The 16,350-nt window shown below is 66.7% G+C and carries 9 protein-coding genes and 2 pseudogenes; 2 read left to right on the top strand and 9 right to left on the bottom strand.

Going from position 1 to position 16,350, the window contains the following annotated elements:
• Window positions 1-153: 153 nt before the first annotated feature.
• From FFS52_RS15640 to FFS52_RS15655, 4 genes are read right to left on the bottom strand one after another with little or no spacing between them, the layout of a single operon-like run.
• Window positions 154-900 (bottom strand): SDR family NAD(P)-dependent oxidoreductase, encoded by a 747-nt coding sequence (locus tag FFS52_RS15640; protein WP_171011653.1) that lies wholly within the window; start codon window positions 898-900, stop codon window positions 154-156.
• Window positions 897-2,000 carry a zinc-binding dehydrogenase gene (locus FFS52_RS15645; protein WP_068972148.1) on the bottom strand — a complete coding sequence of 368 codons (1,104 nt, stop codon included), beginning with the start codon at window positions 1,998-2,000 and terminating at the stop codon, window positions 897-899. Before FFS52_RS15645 ends, FFS52_RS15640 begins: the two co-directional genes overlap by 4 nt.
• Entirely contained in the window at window positions 1,997-2,995 is a 999-nt protein-coding gene (locus FFS52_RS15650; protein WP_238994968.1) for a TIGR03619 family F420-dependent LLM class oxidoreductase, read from the bottom strand. The genes FFS52_RS15645 and FFS52_RS15650 overlap by 4 nt, the downstream gene beginning before the upstream one ends.
• Window positions 2,995-4,749: a PEP-utilizing enzyme gene (locus FFS52_RS15655; RefSeq protein ID WP_137810241.1), complete on the bottom strand. Its 1,755-nt coding sequence runs from the start codon at window positions 4,747-4,749 to the stop codon at window positions 2,995-2,997. The genes FFS52_RS15650 and FFS52_RS15655 overlap by 1 nt, the downstream gene beginning before the upstream one ends.
• Before the next feature lie 249 nt (window positions 4,750-4,998).
• Between FFS52_RS15655 and FFS52_RS15660 the strand changes: the two genes are divergently transcribed.
• Window positions 4,999-8,388, top strand: a complete 3,390-nt coding sequence (locus tag FFS52_RS15660; RefSeq protein WP_137810242.1) for a pyruvate carboxylase — start codon at window positions 4,999-5,001, stop codon at window positions 8,386-8,388.
• Window positions 8,389-8,433: 45 nt separating this feature from the next.
• On the opposite strand, the gene FFS52_RS15665 is transcribed toward FFS52_RS15660, so the two are convergent.
• Window positions 8,434-9,207, bottom strand: coding sequence for an enoyl-CoA hydratase-related protein (locus tag FFS52_RS15665; protein WP_058252827.1), 774 nt, complete (start codon window positions 9,205-9,207; stop codon window positions 8,434-8,436).
• Between the two features lie 236 nt (window positions 9,208-9,443).
• On the opposite strand from FFS52_RS15665, the gene FFS52_RS15670 reads away from it, so the two are divergent.
• A complete protein-coding gene (locus FFS52_RS15670; RefSeq protein ID WP_137810243.1) occupies window positions 9,444-10,193 on the top strand; it encodes an FCD domain-containing protein in 750 nt (249 codons plus the stop codon).
• A gap of 14 nt (window positions 10,194-10,207) precedes the next feature.
• On the opposite strand, the gene FFS52_RS15675 is transcribed toward FFS52_RS15670, so the two are convergent.
• The 4 genes and pseudogenes from FFS52_RS15675 to FFS52_RS15690 all read right to left on the bottom strand — a co-directional run bounded on the left by FFS52_RS15675 (window position 10,208) and on the right by FFS52_RS15690 (window position 16,331).
• Window positions 10,208-11,353 carry a Wadjet anti-phage system protein JetD domain-containing protein gene (locus FFS52_RS15675; protein ID WP_137810244.1) on the bottom strand — a complete coding sequence of 382 codons (1,146 nt, stop codon included), beginning with the start codon at window positions 11,351-11,353 and terminating at the stop codon, window positions 10,208-10,210.
• Window positions 11,350-14,320: pseudogene (locus FFS52_RS15680) on the bottom strand (ATP-binding protein). Before FFS52_RS15680 ends, FFS52_RS15675 begins: the two are co-directional and overlap by 4 nt.
• The gene (locus FFS52_RS15685) at window positions 14,313-14,891 is read right to left on the bottom strand and encodes a DUF4194 domain-containing protein (protein ID WP_065629471.1); all 579 of its coding nucleotides are present in this window, start codon (window positions 14,889-14,891) and stop codon (window positions 14,313-14,315) included. The pseudogene FFS52_RS15680 and the gene FFS52_RS15685 overlap by 8 nt, the downstream one beginning before the upstream one ends.
• Window positions 14,888-16,331, bottom strand: a pseudogene (locus FFS52_RS15690) (DUF3375 domain-containing protein). Before FFS52_RS15690 ends, FFS52_RS15685 begins: the two are co-directional and overlap by 4 nt.
• Window positions 16,332-16,350: the final 19 nt, after the last annotated feature.

Raw genomic sequence — 16,350 nt, forward strand, 5'->3', positions numbered from 1 at the left:
AGGTCACCGCATCCCACCCCTCCACTATCAACCCCCCACGCGCCGGTGACCAGCACGAACTCTTCGACCCCCACGACGGCCGCCAGGCCGCAGATACTGAGGTGCGAGGAGCGGTGGCAGACGGGCTGTCGCCAGGTTGCAGAGGGGCGTAACTCAGTAGGACGCGGTCCCACCGTCGACGCTGAGGATGGCACCGGTGATGACGAACGAGGCCAGCGGCGAGGCGAGGAACGCGATCACCTCGGCGACCTCATCGGCCGTGCCCCAGCGTTGCAGGGGGACCATCCGACGCAGGGACTCGTAGCGTTCGGGGGTGTTGACCGCGATGCGTCGTGTCATTCCGGTCTCGATGGGGCCGGGGCAGACTGAGTTGACCCGGATGCCGTCGACGGCGAGGTCAAGGGCCAGTGACCGGGCGAGGTTGACCGCGCCGGCCTTCGCCGCGGCGTACGGCCAGCGGTTGGGTTCGCCGCCCAGGGCCGTCGCCGACGCCGTCACCACCACCGCACCGCCCCCGGATCGCCGGAAGGCGGGGATCGCCTCGCGCACACCGAGAACCACCGACCGGAGGTTGACATCGAGGGATCGGTCGAAGACGTCGAGGTCCAGGGTTTCGATGGACCCGGAAGCGGGCACCCCGGCATTGAGGATCAACGCGTCGAGCCGGCCGAAGCGCTGTTCCGCCGTCTCGACCGCGCGCCGGTTGTCCTCGGCCGACGTCACATCCCCCACGAGCGGGACGACCCGCGGCCGGTCCGCGAGCTCGTCGAGAACCGCAGGCGAGTTGTCGACCGCGACAACCGAACTCCCGCGACCGACCAAGAGCTCGGTCACCGCACGGCCGATGCCCGAGCCGGCACCGGTCACGATGGCGACGGTGCCGGACACGGTCTCGGTCATTCGGAGTCCATCTCGATGATCGCCCGGCCGACGATCTCGCCGCGGGCGAGGGCCTGGTAGGCCTCGTCGACCTCGTCGAGGCGGTAGCGGCGGGTGATCACACGTTCCGGCTCCACGATCCCGCCGGCGACCATGCGCAGCAGCGCCGGCATGTCACGTCGTGCCTTCGCGCCATAGGAACCGCGGATCTGCAGGCTGCGGCGCACGAGACGGGCCAGATCGAGCTCACCGGGCGTGCCGGCCGGCGCGATCCCGACGACCACGGCGCGGCCCCCGTCGTCGAGGATGTCCAGCGCGGTCGCGAATGTGCTCGGATGCCCGAGGGCCTCGAAGGCGACGTCGACGCCGTGGCCGTCGGTCAGTGCCCGTACCTCGGCGACGACGTCGGTGTCGCGCGAGTTCACGGTGTGGGTCGCACCGAGCTCGGCCACCGCCTTGAGCTTGTCGTCGTTGACGTCGATCGCGATGATCTGGGCGACTCCGGCCGCCGCCGCGAACTGGACTATCGACGATCCCACGCCGCCGGCCGCCACGACGGCGATGCGGTCGGCCAGCCGCAGCTCGGCGTTGGTCACGGCGCCGAGCGCGGTGAACGAACTGCAGCCGAGGATGGAGACCTCACCTAGTCCGACCCCGTCGGGGACGACGAAGGCGTCCGACGCGGGGACGACGCAGTACTCGGCGAGTCCGCCCATCGAGTACATCGCCAGCGGGGTGCCGTCGGCGCGGGCCAACCGGGTCTCGCCGTCGTAGAGCGTGCCCTTGAGCCGGTTGTGGGCGAAGAACTTCTCGCACAGGTCGTCCAGTCCGCGCGCGCAGTGGCGACACTCGCCGCACGGCATGATGAAGCTGCACACGACCCGATCGCCCACCGCGAGGGTGTCGACGCCGTCGCCGAGTTCCTCGACCACGCCGGAGACCTCGTGGCCGAGGACCGCGGGAGCGGGGAAGTTCACCTCCGACTTCAGTACGTGCAGGTCGGTGTGACAGACCCCGCACGCGGTGACCTTGAGCAGGATCTCGCCACGACGGGGCGTCGGGCGCGGGATCTCCTCGACGGTGAGTGTCGGTGTACTGCCCTCCCAGACAGCAGCTTTCATGATGCGTTCTCCTTCTGGGGCCGGGCGGCGCCCGACGAGTCGGGCACCGCGGAGCTGTCGTCGCGCACGAGTTGGATCAGCGGCGCCAGCCGCTCGGGCATGGTGGCCCAGTCCTCCGGCGACCGGACGTCGTCGGAGAAATTGCATTCGATGATGAAGTGTTCCGCACCGACCGCCTTCGCGGTGGCGATATCGGCGGCCACACCGTCGATGCCCTGTCCGCCGGATCCCACCGGGTCGGTGGGGCGCTGGAGGTAGGACCGCAGGAACAGCCGGACCGGGGCCCGTCCGGCGGGACGCTGCGCGGCCATCCCGTCGAGCTGGGCTTGCAGGGCCTCGGCTGTGCCGCTGCTGGGATTCCAGATGTCGAACAGTGCGGCGGTGCGGGCGAGACCGCGTTCCGACCGCAGCCCGGACAGCAGCGGCGGATGCGGTGTCTGGACCGGTTTCGGCCGCACGGTGGAGGTCGGAATGGTGAAGAACTCCCCGTCGAACTCGACGGGATCCGGTCCCCAGCACGCCTGGACGGCGCGGACGAGTTCGTCCATCCGGCGCCCGCGCGTCCGGGGGTCGACGTCCATGAGTCGATGTTCTTCGTCGGACCAGCCGACGCCCAGCCCGGCGACGAGACGTCCGCCGGAGAGCACGTCGAGAGTGGCCAGACGCTGTGCGAGCTCGACCGGACGGTGGTACCCGGCGACCAGGATGCTGCTCCCGATCAGCGCCCGCCGGGTGCACGACGCGACGAATGCCATGAGCTCGGTGGCCCCGAGCACCGAACGGTAGGCGGGGTGCACCGCCGTGGTGTGCCGGCCACCGTAGACCGACGCGTTCTGCTCGGAGTAGAAGAGGTGTTCCTGCGCCCACAGTCCGGTGAATCCGAGTTCCTCGGCGGCCACCGCGAAGTCGCGGACGGCCGCGGCATCAACGTGCTCGCCGAGCTGGGGGAGGGCGAGCCCGATCGTCGTGCCGCGGGCGCCGTCAGTCATCGCCATCAGAGGATCGTCACCGGCCCGGTGTTGCCGTCGACCTCGATCATCGCGCCGTCCGGGATGCGGGCCGTCGCGTCCTGAACCGATACGGCGCATGGGATTCCGAGCTCACGACACACGATGGACGAGTGGGTGATCGTCGCGCCGACATTCACGACGACACCGCCCGCGAAGACGAACAACGGCGTCCAGGCGGGATCGGTCTGCGGTGCGACGAGGATGTCGCCTTCCTCCAGCTGCTCGGCCTCGTACGGGTCGTGCAGGATTCGCGCACGTCCCCGGGCGACGCCCGGGGCGCCGCCGACTCCGGAGAGGACGTCACCGGGCACCGCGGGGTCCACCCGCTGCCCGGTGCGCCGGGGCCACTGCGAGAGGGGGAGCGGTTCGAACAGGAAGAACGGCGGTTGCAGATCGAACAGGGCGAGATACTGCTCGCGTCGCTCCTTGATGGTGTCCGCGAACGACTCGGGTTCGGCGACAAAGCGATCGAGCTCGTCGTCGACGAGCATCGTGATGTCGTGATGGTCGTCCATGATCCCGCGTCCGACCATCCGGTGTCCGAGTTCGTAGAGGGCGGCCCGCATCTCACCCATGATCTTCACGCACGCGGTCTTCGTGCGCTCCCGCCACGGCATGAACTTGGTGATCGACTTCGCGGCGTTGCGGAACGCCGTGGCCGACTCCGCGTCGGGCATCTTGGCGGCGAGCTCCTCGGTGAGGGCGAGACGCTTGTCCTGATTGCGGCGCAGGATCGCTTCGGGATCGGCCTCCGGCGGGCTGTTGCGCATCCCGTTGATGGCCATCAGTGCCAGCACGGGTTTGGTCTCCCAGCTGTCGGATCGGATGTCCCATTCGTTCGGTGCGCGCGAGCCGTAGCGGTAGAGGAAGTCGTCGAACTCCTCTCGGAACCTCGCGGCGTCGGCGGAGTCACTCGCGGTGATCGCGTCGAGGGCGGAGGCGAGTCCGTCGTCGAAGATCCCGGTCAGTTCGGACGAACCGGCGACGAGGCGCCCGAGCTTCCACATCGCATACGACGGGGCGGCCGAGTCCACGCCGCCCAGTCCGCTGAGCAGATCGCCGAGGTTGTCTGCCTCGCCGATGGTTTCGAGGAGTTGACCGGCCACGGCCGGACCCATCGTCGACAGCGTCGTGGTGACCGGGTGATAGGCGTAGCAGTAGATGAGGTCGGGGAGCAGCGAGCGAGCGTGGCCGACGAGTTCGGCATCGCTCATCGCGGCGAGATCGGGACGCTGGTCGCGTGCCCGGTCGGCGCGCCGCTTGGCCTCCTCGGCTTCGGGGAACTCATCGGTCGTGAGAGCCCAGGCGGTCTTCTCGGCGAGACCAGCCGTCAGTTCGGCGTTCTCGTCGCCCGGCTTGGGTACGTACTCGGGGATGTCGGGATGGTCGCCCACCCACAGGCTGTTCCACACCGGCACGGTCAGCCCCGGGAGCCGGGCGCCGTTGAGCTCGGTCATCGAGAAGTTCGTGTAGTGGTAGCCGCCGAAGTTGCCGATGATCTCGGGCATCACCTCGTCGATCTCCTCGGCAAGGTGAGTGCCGAGGTTGTCGACGTAGCCCTGGCGCCAGCCGATGTTGAGGCCCTTGTTCCAGACCATCGTGACGTTCAGCGGACTCGACGGGTCGGGCAGCACTTCGCCGGCGTTGGCGCGTGTGTACACCGGGTATCGGCTGCTGAACTCCCAGTCGGTGATCCAGCGATCGATGTCGACCGCCCCCGCGGACTGCTCGTCACTCATGTGTTCCTCCTCATCGAGGTGACAGGCTGTATGTCAAGTCACACTATAGAAACCTGCGACAGATGGAAACATGTACAGAGATATTTCTCAGCAGTTTGAGGGTAAAGACTCCGCCAGTTGCGGCGCTAAGTAACTTTACTTCGAATAGAGTAACCTGACGTCAGGCCCAGAGATGTGGGTCACATCCTTCCCGCGCCGCCCGCTTCTCGCGTGGCTACTTCCGGCGCATCCGGTGACGAAAGGAAACCCATGTTCGAGAAGGTGCTGGTCGTGAACAGAGGCGAGATCGCGGTACGGGCTTTTCGTGCCGCGGTCGAGCTTGGCGCGAGCACGGTGGCCGTCTACCCCCACGAGGACCGCAACTCCGTTCATCGAGCCAAGGCGTTCGAAGCCTACGAGATCGGCGAACGCGGGCATCCGGTCCGCGCGTACCTCTCGGTCGACGAGATGGTCCGCGTCGCGGCGACGTCCGGAGCCGATGCGGTGTACCCCGGGTACGGCTTCCTCTCCGAGAACGCTGAGCTGGCCCGGGCGTGTGCGACCCGGCAGATCACCTTCATCGGCCCGTCCGCCGAGGTGCTCGAACTCGCCGGCGACAAGTCCCGGGCCGTGGCGGCCGCCGCCGAGGCCGGTCTCCCGGTGCTGACCTCGTCGACCCCGTCGAGTGATGTCGACGAGCTCGTGGCCGCGGCTGATGCGGTCGGTTTCCCCTTGTTCGTCAAGGCGGTCGCCGGTGGTGGCGGGCGCGGCATGCGTCGCGTCGATGAGCCGTCGCGGCTGCGCGGGGCGATCGAGGCGGCCTCGCGCGAGGCCACGACGGCCTTCGGCGACGGCACGGTCTTCCTGGAGCGGGCGGTGGTCGACGCCCGGCACATCGAGGTGCAGATCCTCGGGGACGCCACCGGCGAGGTCATCCATCTCTACGAACGCGACTGTTCGCTCCAGCGCCGCCACCAGAAGGTCGTCGAGGTGGCCCCCGCACCCGCGCTCGACCCGGCTGTCCGTGATCGGATCTGTTCGGATGCAGTGGCTTTCGCCAGGCACATCGGGTACACCTGCGCCGGGACCGTCGAGTTCCTGCTCGGTTCCGACGGTCGGCACGTGTTCATCGAGATGAACCCGCGCATCCAGGTGGAACACACGATCACCGAGGAGATCACCGACGTCGATCTCGTCGCCACCCAGATGCAGATCGCATCCGGTGCGACGCTGCGGGAGCTGGGACTGACCCAGGATTCGATCGAGATCCGCGGCGCGGCAGTGCAATGCCGCATCACGACCGAGGACGTGACCGACGGCTTCCGGCCCGACACCGGGCGGATCACCGCCTACCGCACGCCCGGTGGCTCGGGTGTCCGTCTGGACGGGAGCGTCGGACTGGGGTCCGAGATCGGCTCCCACTTCGACTCGATGCTCGTGAAGCTGACCTGTCGCGGCCGGGACCTGGAGACCGCGCGGGCGCGCGCACGTCGTGCGATCGCCGAGTTCCGGGTCCGGGGCGTCGCCACCAACATCCCGTTCCTGCAGGCGGTTCTCGCCGACGACGACTTCGGCGCGTGGCGGGTCACCACCTCGTTCATCGAATCCCGACCGGACCTGCTCGAGCAGCACGCCTCCGCCGACCGCGGTACCCGGATCCTGCGGTATCTCGCCGACGTCACCGTGAACCGACCGCACGGCGAGCGACCGTCCGCGGTGTACCCGGTCGACAAACTGCCGGCGATCGACCTCACGTCCCCACCGCCGCCGGGGTCCCGCGATCGACTCCGGGAGCTGGGGCCGGACGGTTTCGCCGCCGAGCTCCGCGCGTCGACGGCACTCGCGCTGACCGACACCACCTTCCGCGACGCGCATCAGTCGCTGCTCGCCACCCGCGTGCGCAGCCGCGACCTGGTGACCGTCGCACCACACGTCGCGCGGATGACCCCACAGCTGTGGTCGGTCGAGGCGTGGGGTGGGGCGACCTACGACGTCGCGCTGCGATTCCTCAAGGAGGATCCCTGGGAACGCCTGGCGGCCCTGCGCACGGCGATGCCCAACGTCTGCCTGCAGATGCTGTTGCGCGGCAAGAACACCGTCGGGTACACGCCGTACCCGGTGGAGGTGAACGACGCATTCGTCCGCGAGGCGGCGGCCACGGGTGTCGACGTCTTCCGGATCTTCGACGCGTTGAACAACATCGACGCGATGCGGCCGGCCATCGACGCGGTGCGGGAGACGGGGACCGCGGTGGCGGAGGTGGCCATGTCCTACACCGGCGACCTCTCTGATCCCGGCGAGACCCTGTACACCCTGGACTACTACCTGAAGCTGGCCGAACGGATCGTCGACGCGGGCGCACACGTCCTGGCGATCAAGGACATGGCGGGCCTGTTGCGCCCGGCCGCGGCGTCGACCCTGGTGCGCGCCTTGCGGTCGCGGTTCGACCTGCCCGTCCATCTGCACAGCCACGACACCGCCGGCGGGCAGCTGGCCACCTACCTCGCCGCCTGGGAGGCCGGGGTGGACGCGGTGGACGGGGCGAGCGCACCGCTGGCCGGCACGACGAGTCAGCCACCGTTGTCGGCGATCGTCGCCGCGACGGCGAACACCGACCGCGACACCGGGATCGACCTCGCGGCCTGCTGCGCTCTCGAGCCATATTGGGAGGCGGTCCGGGCGGCGTACTCGCCGTTCGACACGGGCTTGCCGGCACCCACCGGCCGGGTCTATGCCCACGAGATCCCCGGCGGCCAGCTGTCCAACCTGCGGCAGCAGGCCCTGGCATTGGGGCTGGCGGACCGGTTCGAGGACATCGAGGCGGCCTACGCGGGCGCCGACACCGTGCTCGGGCGACTGATCAAGGTGACACCGTCGTCGAAGGTCGTCGGCGATCTCGCGCTGGCACTCGTCGGCGCCGGCGCGAGCGCCGCCGAGTTCGCGGACGATCCGACGGCCTACGACATCCCGGACTCGGTGGTGGATTTCCTGCGGGGCGATCTGGGCGAGCCCGCGGGCGGGTGGCCGGAGCCGCTCCGCACGCGCGCCCTCGAGGGCCGCACCGACCCTCGCCCGGTGACCGCCCTGACCGAGAGCGACCTCGCGGCGCTCGCCGGTACGTCGGCGGAGCGTCGTGATGCGCTCAACCGGTTGCTGTTCCCCGGACCGAATCGTGAGTTCCGCGAGCACCGCGAGACCTATGGCGACACGTCTCGGCTGTCCACCAACCAGTTCTTCTACGGCCTGCGCCAGGACGAGGAACATCGCGTGGAGCTGGAGAAGGGCGTCGAACTGCTCATCGGGCTCGAGGCGATCTCCGACCCGGACGAGTCCGGGATGCGCAACGTGCTCTGCATCCTCAACGGGCAACTGCGGCCGGTTCGGGTGCGCGACCGCTCGGTCGAGTCGACGACACGCACCGCGGAGAAGGCCGACCCCGCCCTCCCGGGGCAACTCGCCGCACCCTTCGCCGGTGTGGTGACGCTGTCGGTGAAGGAGGGCGACGAACTCCGCCGGGGTGAACCGATCGGCACGATCGAGGCGATGAAGATGGAGGCCTCGATCTCCGCGCCGGTCACCGGGATCGTGCAGCGTGTCACGGTGTCGGGATCGACCGAGGTCGACGGCGGGGATCTCCTGCTGACCATCGCGACGGACTGACGCGGTGCGTCGGGTCCGCGTCCCGATGGCGCGGACCCGACGTCGTCACTTGCGTGCGAGGTCGGCGACCTGGGCCTCCACCGCGGTCTTGGAGTCGGGGTGTTCGGACAATCGCACGGTGAAGGACTGCTCGAGCTCGTAACCGCGACGGATGTCGAGATCTTCGCAGCCGTTCAGAGATTGTTTGGCGAGCACGATGGCGTGCCTGCTCTTCTCCGCGATCGAGCGCGCGCGGGCTGTCGCGATCTCCAGGAGATCGTCGTGGGCGACGACCTCGATCGGTGCTCCCCACCGCTCCAGGGTCGACGCGTCGACCGGTTCGGCGGTGAGGAACATGCGGCGCATCGCCTGCTGGGGCAACATGCGGGCGGTGAAGCGACCACCGCCGAGGACCCCGACGTTCATCTCGGGCAGTCCGAAGGTGGCGCGTTCGGACGCGACCACGAGGTCGGAGAGCGCGACGAGTCCGAACCCGCTTCCCAGGGCCGGGCCGTTCACCGCGGACACCACGGGGAGGTGACACTCGCGCACGCTGAACAGCGCCCGCCGGGCCCGCCGCATCGCGATGTCGCCGCTGACGGTGGACATCGTCCGGAACTCGTTGATGTCGTTGCCCGCGCTGAAGATGCGGCCCTGACCGGTCAGCACGATCACGCGCACGTCCTGGTCGTCGGACAGCGCGTCGAACGTCGCCGCGATGTCCTCGTACATCTGCCCGTCGATGGCGTTGACCTTGCCCCGCGAGAGCTCGACGAGTGCGATACCGGGCTGGTGCACGGTGACGGAGAGGTTCCCGGAGGCCGGGGAGGTGGTCTGCATGGGTGCCTATCTGTCGTGGACTGCGCGGGCGGGCGGTCGGGGCCCCGGCGCGAACGAACGGAACGGGACTCACGGTAATCGAGCGAGCAAAATATGTACACAGTTACGACGACGGGTCGTCTCGCCACCGCACCGATCGTTCGGGGGCGACCGTTGCCGCCCCGATCCGAACTAGAGAGCAGGTGCGGGCGGGTAAGGTGTCGGCACCGACCGATCAGCCGAGACACGGGAGCCGCATGACCGTCGCCGACGAGCCCGCCACCCGGCAGCCGCGCGGGCAGAAGATGTCCGCGCGGGTGGCCAACATGGTGGCCGATCAGATCCTCGGCGGTGGCATCGTCGAGGGTCAGCGCCTGCCGACCGAGAAGGAGATGGTCAGCGAGTTCGGCGTGGCACGCACGACGGTGCGTGAGGCACTGCGGCTCCTCGAGAGCCGAGACCTCGTGACGATCAAGGCGGGAATCGGCGGCGGGCCCATAGCCAAACGGCCCGAACTCGATTCGCTCGGCAACATCATGAAGCTGTTCCTCCAGATCAACGGCGCGAACATCAGTGATGTCATCGACGTCCGGTTGATGCTCGAACCGATGGTCGCGCGGGCCGCGGCACAGAACGTCACCGACGAGCAGATCGAGTCGATGCAGCGGGCACTGGACCGGATGCGCGACCATCCCGAGGACCACGCCAACTTCCAGGAGAACAACGCCGCATTCCAGCGCGGGGTGTACGAGGCGGCGGGCAATCCCGCACTGCGGGTGGTCATGGAGACGCTGTGGCTGCTCGTTCGCGACGCCGAACCCGTCGAGCATCCCATCGCGACGCGGCTCGCGGCCTTCGAACTCCAGCAGGACATCCTCGACGCCATGCGCGCTCGCGATGTCGAGGCCACCGCGGCCGCGATGGACGTCTTCAACCAGGAGTCCGCCCGGTACTACCGCCGACGGCTCCGCGACATCATCTCCCAGCCGGTGCAGTGGCAGATCTGATCGTCGGCACACGTCTACCTTTCGAGGTGCTCCAGAGCCCACGCCCAGTCGATGCGTTCTTGCTCGAGCCGAACCCGCTCACCGAGCGAGTCGTCCGCGAGGTCGGCGTACAGGTCGTGTTCTGCGGGTGAGAGGTGGCGGAGTGCGGCTGTGGTGGGGCTCGGCTCGGTAACCCATCGATCGCGATGCGCGAACAATGTTTCGCGATCCATCAAGATCGATTCGGTCTGCGGAAGCCAGGCACGTAGCCGGTCGAGAATCGCGAAGCCGTGTGTGTCGAGGTCACCCCAGTACCGAACAGGCACGTCGGTCAGCCAGGGAAGGCGCCCGATTCTGTCGACCTCGAATCCCTTGCCCCAGAACACGGCTCCGTGGGCTGGAACATCGACGCTGAGATAGGTGATCTCGTTCTCGATGACCAGGACGCGCGAGGGACGCAAGTCGATCCGGGTGAGCTCGTCAGCTCGGAGGCTCACCTCCGAAACGTGCTCGAGAAGTCCCAGCGACGGTGACGGTCGTAGTCTCACGAACTCTGGTTTCGTCTGCAAACCCAGCCCGGTCACGAAACCGGACGCCGTCGACGACACTCCGAGTATCGACGCCAAGACTCCCCGGTGCCTTTCGGTGAACTTGGTGTCGACCCCAGGTGCGCTGATCTCACGCAGGAAGCGTCGGGAGTCCCGATGCGTGTCGAGCCATCGGTGCGCGTCGATCAGTCGAGGAAACTCCGATGCCAGATCTATTGCGCGAAACGGGTTCTGGAACAGCCACGCGTGGACCGCGGGATCGTCGGCGGCGAGCTCGAGCAACCTCTCGAACTGCTGTACCGCTGCCTTCACGTTCAGAAGTGCCCACGCCTGCTCATAGGTGGAGATGATCGCCCGTCGTGGAAGCGTGTTACGCCCGACGTGCCGGCCGCCGATTGTTTGCCAGACGAGGGAGTACCTGGTGTCGCCACGACGTCCGCCGTCCAACGCCGTGACCCAGTCGCGAGCGGCGCCGAGATCTGCTCCTATCTGCGACGCGGTGGGCCCGCGCAGCGGAATCTCGATGGGCTCGAATGGTTCTCGGTTCGCAAACGTCCGGAGCAGCGTCCCGTCGTCCCAGCGGCGTCTGGCTTTGACGGCGATGTCGGCCGGGGTGGTCCAACGATCGGTCACCGCAGACGCCCGTCACGGCGTGACCGGTATTCCTCAATCGTCATCGTCTGCAGGCGTGAAAAAGTGCCCGTCGGATTGTCGACGAATCCGATCGCCTTCACGTAGGGCTCGATGACGTGCACCTTCTGCAAAGGGGTGACGATCAGGAGCTGCAGACCCAATTTGGCGAACAGGTCCAGCGCATAACGGGTCGACAGGTCAGAGCCGCGCCCGAATGCCTCATCGATGACGGCGAACCGGAAGTCGCGCGACTTCTTCACACCCCACTCGAGTCCGAACTGGTAGGCAAGGGACGCGGCCAGGATCGTATAGGCGAGCTTTTCTTTTTGCCCACCTGACTTGCCGTCGGAATCGCTGTAGTGTTCCCACTCCACGTCCGTCTCGCCATCGCGTTCGGATGCGGAGAACACGAACCAGTTGCGCACATCGGTGACACGCCGCGTCCAATTCTTGTCGAGGTCGGCGTGATTGTCCCGTCCGCGGAAGCGCTCGATGATGCGTTTGACGTCGAGGAAACGCTGCTCCGAATACTGATCGCCGTCTACTGCGAGACTGTCGCTCGTCAGGTTCCGCAGGTCGGAGCGGAACTGTGCCACATCCTGATTCGTGGTTGACTCGCGCTCCAACCGGATATACCGACCGGGGTTGTAGGGCACGGCGCCCAGCGCTTCGTTGATCCGTCGCACGCGTTCGTCGATGGATGCGGCCTGCCGGTTGAGCCAGTTGTTGAAGCCGGCGAGTTCTTGAATGGCGTTCTTGTTCAGCTGTTCTTTGAACTCGAACTCGAAGCGCGGCAGATCGTCGGTCGCGACCCGTTCGCGGAGGGCGACGAAATCCGCCCTGGCATCGACGTCGGCATCCATGTCCGATCGCAGGTCCGGCCACCGGCGGAGAACCTCGGTCATGTGCTGCGCCAGGCGCTGTCCGAAGCCGCCGAGCTCGCGGGTGAGGCGCTCGATCCGTTGATGAAGCGTCGCGGTCAGTGTCGTTTGAGCTGTGGTGCAGTCTGCTGCCCTTGCCGGAACACCGCCGTCCAGCCGACGTTCCAGAGCGTCGTAGCATGCTCGTGCGGCGTCGAGTTCAGCCTCCGGGTGGTCCGCGACGAACTCGTCGTCGCTCTTCTTGTCCTGCTCGGCCCGATGACTCGCGGCGGCGGTGGTTGCGAGCTTGCCGGTGAGGTCGTCGATCGCGGCAGCCGTGGAATCCGCGAGCGCGGCGTTCTGCTCCAGCGCCGTGGTGATCTCGCGAAGGCGTGAGGACCCCGATTCGAGCCGGGCGCGCTCGGCCTCGTGGGTGGCGACGCGTCGTTGTGCTTCCTCGATGTCGAGCTCGGCCCAGGAATGGAATCCTTCCAGCCGCGCCAGGGACTCGCTGCGATTCTGGGTGGCGTCGCGTTCCTCCGACAGCGCCACCACCTCCGCCGAAGCAGCCACGCGCTCGCGGTCGGACTCGTCGAGATCCTCTCGTAGGACCGCGATCTTGCGCTCATTGGCCCATCCGAGCACCCATCGGCGTGGGTCGTCGACCCGGTGTCGGTCGTCCTTCTCGTGACGGCCACCGGACCGCACCTGACCTTCGCGGGTGACGGCGCGCTTGGCAGCGCGGAACTCCTCGATGGTGGCGGCCCGCTGATGTTCGGCGCGCCGGAGGAGTTCGTCGCGCAGATAGCCCTCGAACGGCCCGCTCTTGATCTCGAGGCAGTCAGCGAGAATCGGTAGATCAGAGTCATTTCTCTGCAGGGGAACTCGACGGATCGGCACTCGTTCGTACACGAGTCGGGCACCGACAGTCCGGCCGCCGTGATTGTGGAACGTGAGTCGGCGGGAGTTGACCCAGTTCGTCACGGCATCGTAGTGCTGCTGCGGTACCAGTAGCGACAGTGCGAAGCCACGCAAGACACGTTCGGCAGCGCCACGCCACTCGCTGTGTTCTTCGACGACGTCGATCAGTTCACCCGCGTAGGGCAGGTCGGCAGGTGTCAGGCCGGTGTCGGTGGCCAGCTGTTCGCGTATCTGGACCTGGTCGGGTGGCAGGTTGCTGGTGCGTTTCTGCAGATCGTCGAGCTCGGTCCGGATGGTCTCCTGACGTCGGGCCGCTTCTTTTTCTCGGCCGATGGCGTCGGCGCTCGCAGCATCGAGCGATCTCTTCGCCTCGACGAGTAGTGGGCGCTCGCGGGCGCGTTTGACCGCGTCGTACGACTTCGTGAGATTGTCGAAATGGTCGATGATGTCGCGGACACGTTCGCCGGCGTCGCTCGGCTCGAGCATGTGGTTGCGCACGAAATCGTTCAGATTGCCCACGGACTTCATCGACACGGTCTGATGTAGTAGCTCCAACGCCTGCTCTGATCGGATGCCTAGCAATCGGCGCAGCGAAGTGGAGTACTTCGGGAACTCGTCGACCACCTCGGCCCCGCCGGACCGTAGGCGTTTACGAAGGTCGCGCAAATCTGAACCGAAATCGGCGAAGTCCGTCGTGATGGCGAGTTGTTTGGTTGCGGTGACGTAGAACCGGTAGGGCTGTCCGGCGGTGTCGCGCTGCTGGAAAACCTGCGCCAGGGTGACCGTCTCGTCATATCCCCGATTGCTGAAGACGCCCAGGATGACCGAGTATGTATTGCGCTCCTGCCGAGGGCCTTTGGAGCGAGAGCGGCCGGTTGCTTCCTGTCGTTCGGACTTGTAGTGGCCTTCGACGTAGGAGCGAAGCGTGCGTTCCTTGGCCTCAGCTCCCGCGGCCCTGTTGTAAGCGATCTTGTGTGCGGGCATCAGCAGTGTGGTCACCGCATCCACCAGCGTCGACTTGCCCGACCCGATGTCGCCGGTGAGTAGTGCGGTGTCTGTGTCGGGGGTGAGCCGCCACACCTGTCGGTCGAAGGTGGCCCCAGTTCAACACCTCGACGTGCTGCAATCGGAACCCGGCGCCTCCGGCACCCCCGAGTTCGACCGCTGAGAACAGACCGTCAGTCATCGGGGCCCGCGGTTCCTGCGTATTGGCGCAGTTTGCCCGCGAAATCCGACAGTGTTTGCGCATCCACGTACGCCTTGATGATGCGACGCACCTCCCACTGGTCGGTCTGCCCACGTAACTGGCGCAGGAAGCCCAGTTCGACGGCCTTCTTGATGGTGTTATCGGCCTGTTCGACCAGGCGCGCCTCATTCGTCGATTCGGCTTGGAAGAGTTGTAGCATCTCCACGATCTGATCCGTTGACAGGACGAGTCGTCCTTCACCGCCGGTGATCTCGAACTCCAGCAGGCGTTTGCGTAGCAGCACGAGCAGCAGGCTCACGTTGTAGGTCAGCGCCCGCCTGCGGACCAACCGCGGAAGTGGCTCTTCGCCTTCCTCTTCCGGGTGCGAGCGCAGATAGGCGTAGCCCTCGGACTCGTCGACGATGACATCGACGCCGATCGTGGTGAAGTGATCGCGTACGCCGGCTCCCGAGCGTTCGAGTGTGGCCCAGATGTCCTCGTCCGATTCGCGGTACACCACGCCCCGCATCAATCGGATTATGGCACTCGAAATTGCGTGGTCGTCGGTCATCGTCGCCTCACAGTGACACTCGGCAGCCGGGCACGTTTGACCGTGCTCGGGTCACTCGGGTCGGCGTACTCGAGCAGGGTCTCGTCGGTGTCGTCGATGTCGACGCTGACATCGTCATCGTCGAGGGCGAGGTAACCGACGATCTCGGCCGCACCCTGTTCTATCGGATACATGGTGACCACATCGGATAGCAGTGCCGACGATCTCTCCGGGAGGATGCTGCGGATGTTGGCTGCCAGGCGGGCTTGGTCGACGAACGTCTGGGCGAACAACAGGTCTGCGTCCAGGTTCTCGGTCGCGTCCTCGACCCGACTCTCGACGGTCGCAGAGGCGGGTTGTTGATAGAGTGGCCTGTCGAACGGCAGCGCGATCTCGATACCGGTCTGATCCACAGTGAGCCCGAAATCTGGTGTCCTGCCACGAATCTCGAGGGCGCTAGCCTCTACGGACCGGACCAGGTCGAGTACGCGGCGATTCTCCAGCCAGACCTGATCGTCGAGGAATCGGCGTAGCTGTTCAGAGATCTGTCGGACCATGCGCTGGGTTCGGTCGGCAGCCTCGGACCAGTCGTGATGGATGCTGCGGATGCGCTCGTCGACGTCGATCATCTCCAGCGACGACACCTTCGCAAGCAAGTCTGCCAGTTCCGTCTGGCGCGAATCGGACAGCAAGAATTCGTAGAACGACCCGAAGCTACGACCCTGATCGGACGAGGCGATCTCGGATCGGCTGCCCACCAGGTCGGCGAGGAGTTCGCCCTTGGGCCCGGTCCAGGACGCGATCTTCTCGCGGGCCGAGCGATCAAGAAGGCGGAAGTTGTTCTTCTACCTCTCGGAAGTCGGCGAGCAGTTCACGTGCGGTCGACGCCACCTGCTGATAGCGGTCTCGAACCCCGGTCTGATCCAGATACGCCAGTTCGCCGCACTCGGCGGCGGCGATTTCTGCATCGATCTCGGCGCGACGCCGCCGCAGCTCTGCCAGTCGAACCTCGGGGTCTACCTCGGTGCCGTGCACGATCTGCCGAAGAAGCTCGACGACGGTGTGCAGTCGCGACTCGGTACCGACGAACGCTCTGCCCTGTAGAGAGACGATCCAGGCGTACGCCTTCTCGAAAGCCGGCGTCACCTCGTAATAGATCTCGTCGTCGCCGGAGGGGTAGAAGCGTCGTAGGAACCCAGCCTCGGTGCCGGCCCAATCCTCGAGGTAGGCGCGGGGTTCTTTGGGAAATCGAACCGAACCGTCGTTGGTGGGTAGCGAGGTGTTCAGGTCGTAGAGCAGATCATCCAGAGCGGTGGCCAGTTCTCCAGCTGAACTCGCACCACGGTTGCCCTCGACGAAGAATGTCCCGAGAAACGTCAGGATGAGCGGGGAGTGGTGGGCGCGCAGGAGCCGCCACGCGGGATGGCGTTCCCACAGAGTGGTGAACGCATCAAAGTCCATGAGTTCCACTCTAGGGGAG

It is taken from the genome of Gordonia sp. ALPHA1B1 (genome assembly GCF_005502615.1).
Taxonomy (GTDB): domain Bacteria; phylum Actinomycetota; class Actinomycetes; order Mycobacteriales; family Mycobacteriaceae; genus Gordonia; species Gordonia hongkongensis.

Excerpts from the sequence above, each read along its gene's own strand:
- FFS52_RS15640 (WP_171011653.1), bottom strand. The coding sequence starts at position 900 with ATGACCGAGACCGTGTCCGGCACCGTCGCCATCGTGACCGGTGCCGGC.
- FFS52_RS15645 (WP_068972148.1), bottom strand. The coding sequence starts at position 2,000 with ATGAAAGCTGCTGTCTGGGAGGGCAGTACACCGACACTCACCGTCGAG.
- FFS52_RS15650 (WP_238994968.1), bottom strand. The coding sequence starts at position 2,995 with ATGGCGATGACTGACGGCGCCCGCGGCACGACGATCGGGCTCGCCCTC.
- FFS52_RS15655 (WP_137810241.1), bottom strand. The coding sequence starts at position 4,749 with ATGAGTGACGAGCAGTCCGCGGGGGCGGTCGACATCGATCGCTGGATC.
- FFS52_RS15660 (WP_137810242.1), top strand. The coding sequence starts at position 4,999 with ATGTTCGAGAAGGTGCTGGTCGTGAACAGAGGCGAGATCGCGGTACGG.
- FFS52_RS15665 (WP_058252827.1), bottom strand. The coding sequence starts at position 9,207 with ATGCAGACCACCTCCCCGGCCTCCGGGAACCTCTCCGTCACCGTGCAC.
- FFS52_RS15670 (WP_137810243.1), top strand. The coding sequence starts at position 9,444 with ATGACCGTCGCCGACGAGCCCGCCACCCGGCAGCCGCGCGGGCAGAAG.
- FFS52_RS15685 (WP_065629471.1), bottom strand. The coding sequence starts at position 14,891 with ATGACCGACGACCACGCAATTTCGAGTGCCATAATCCGATTGATGCGG.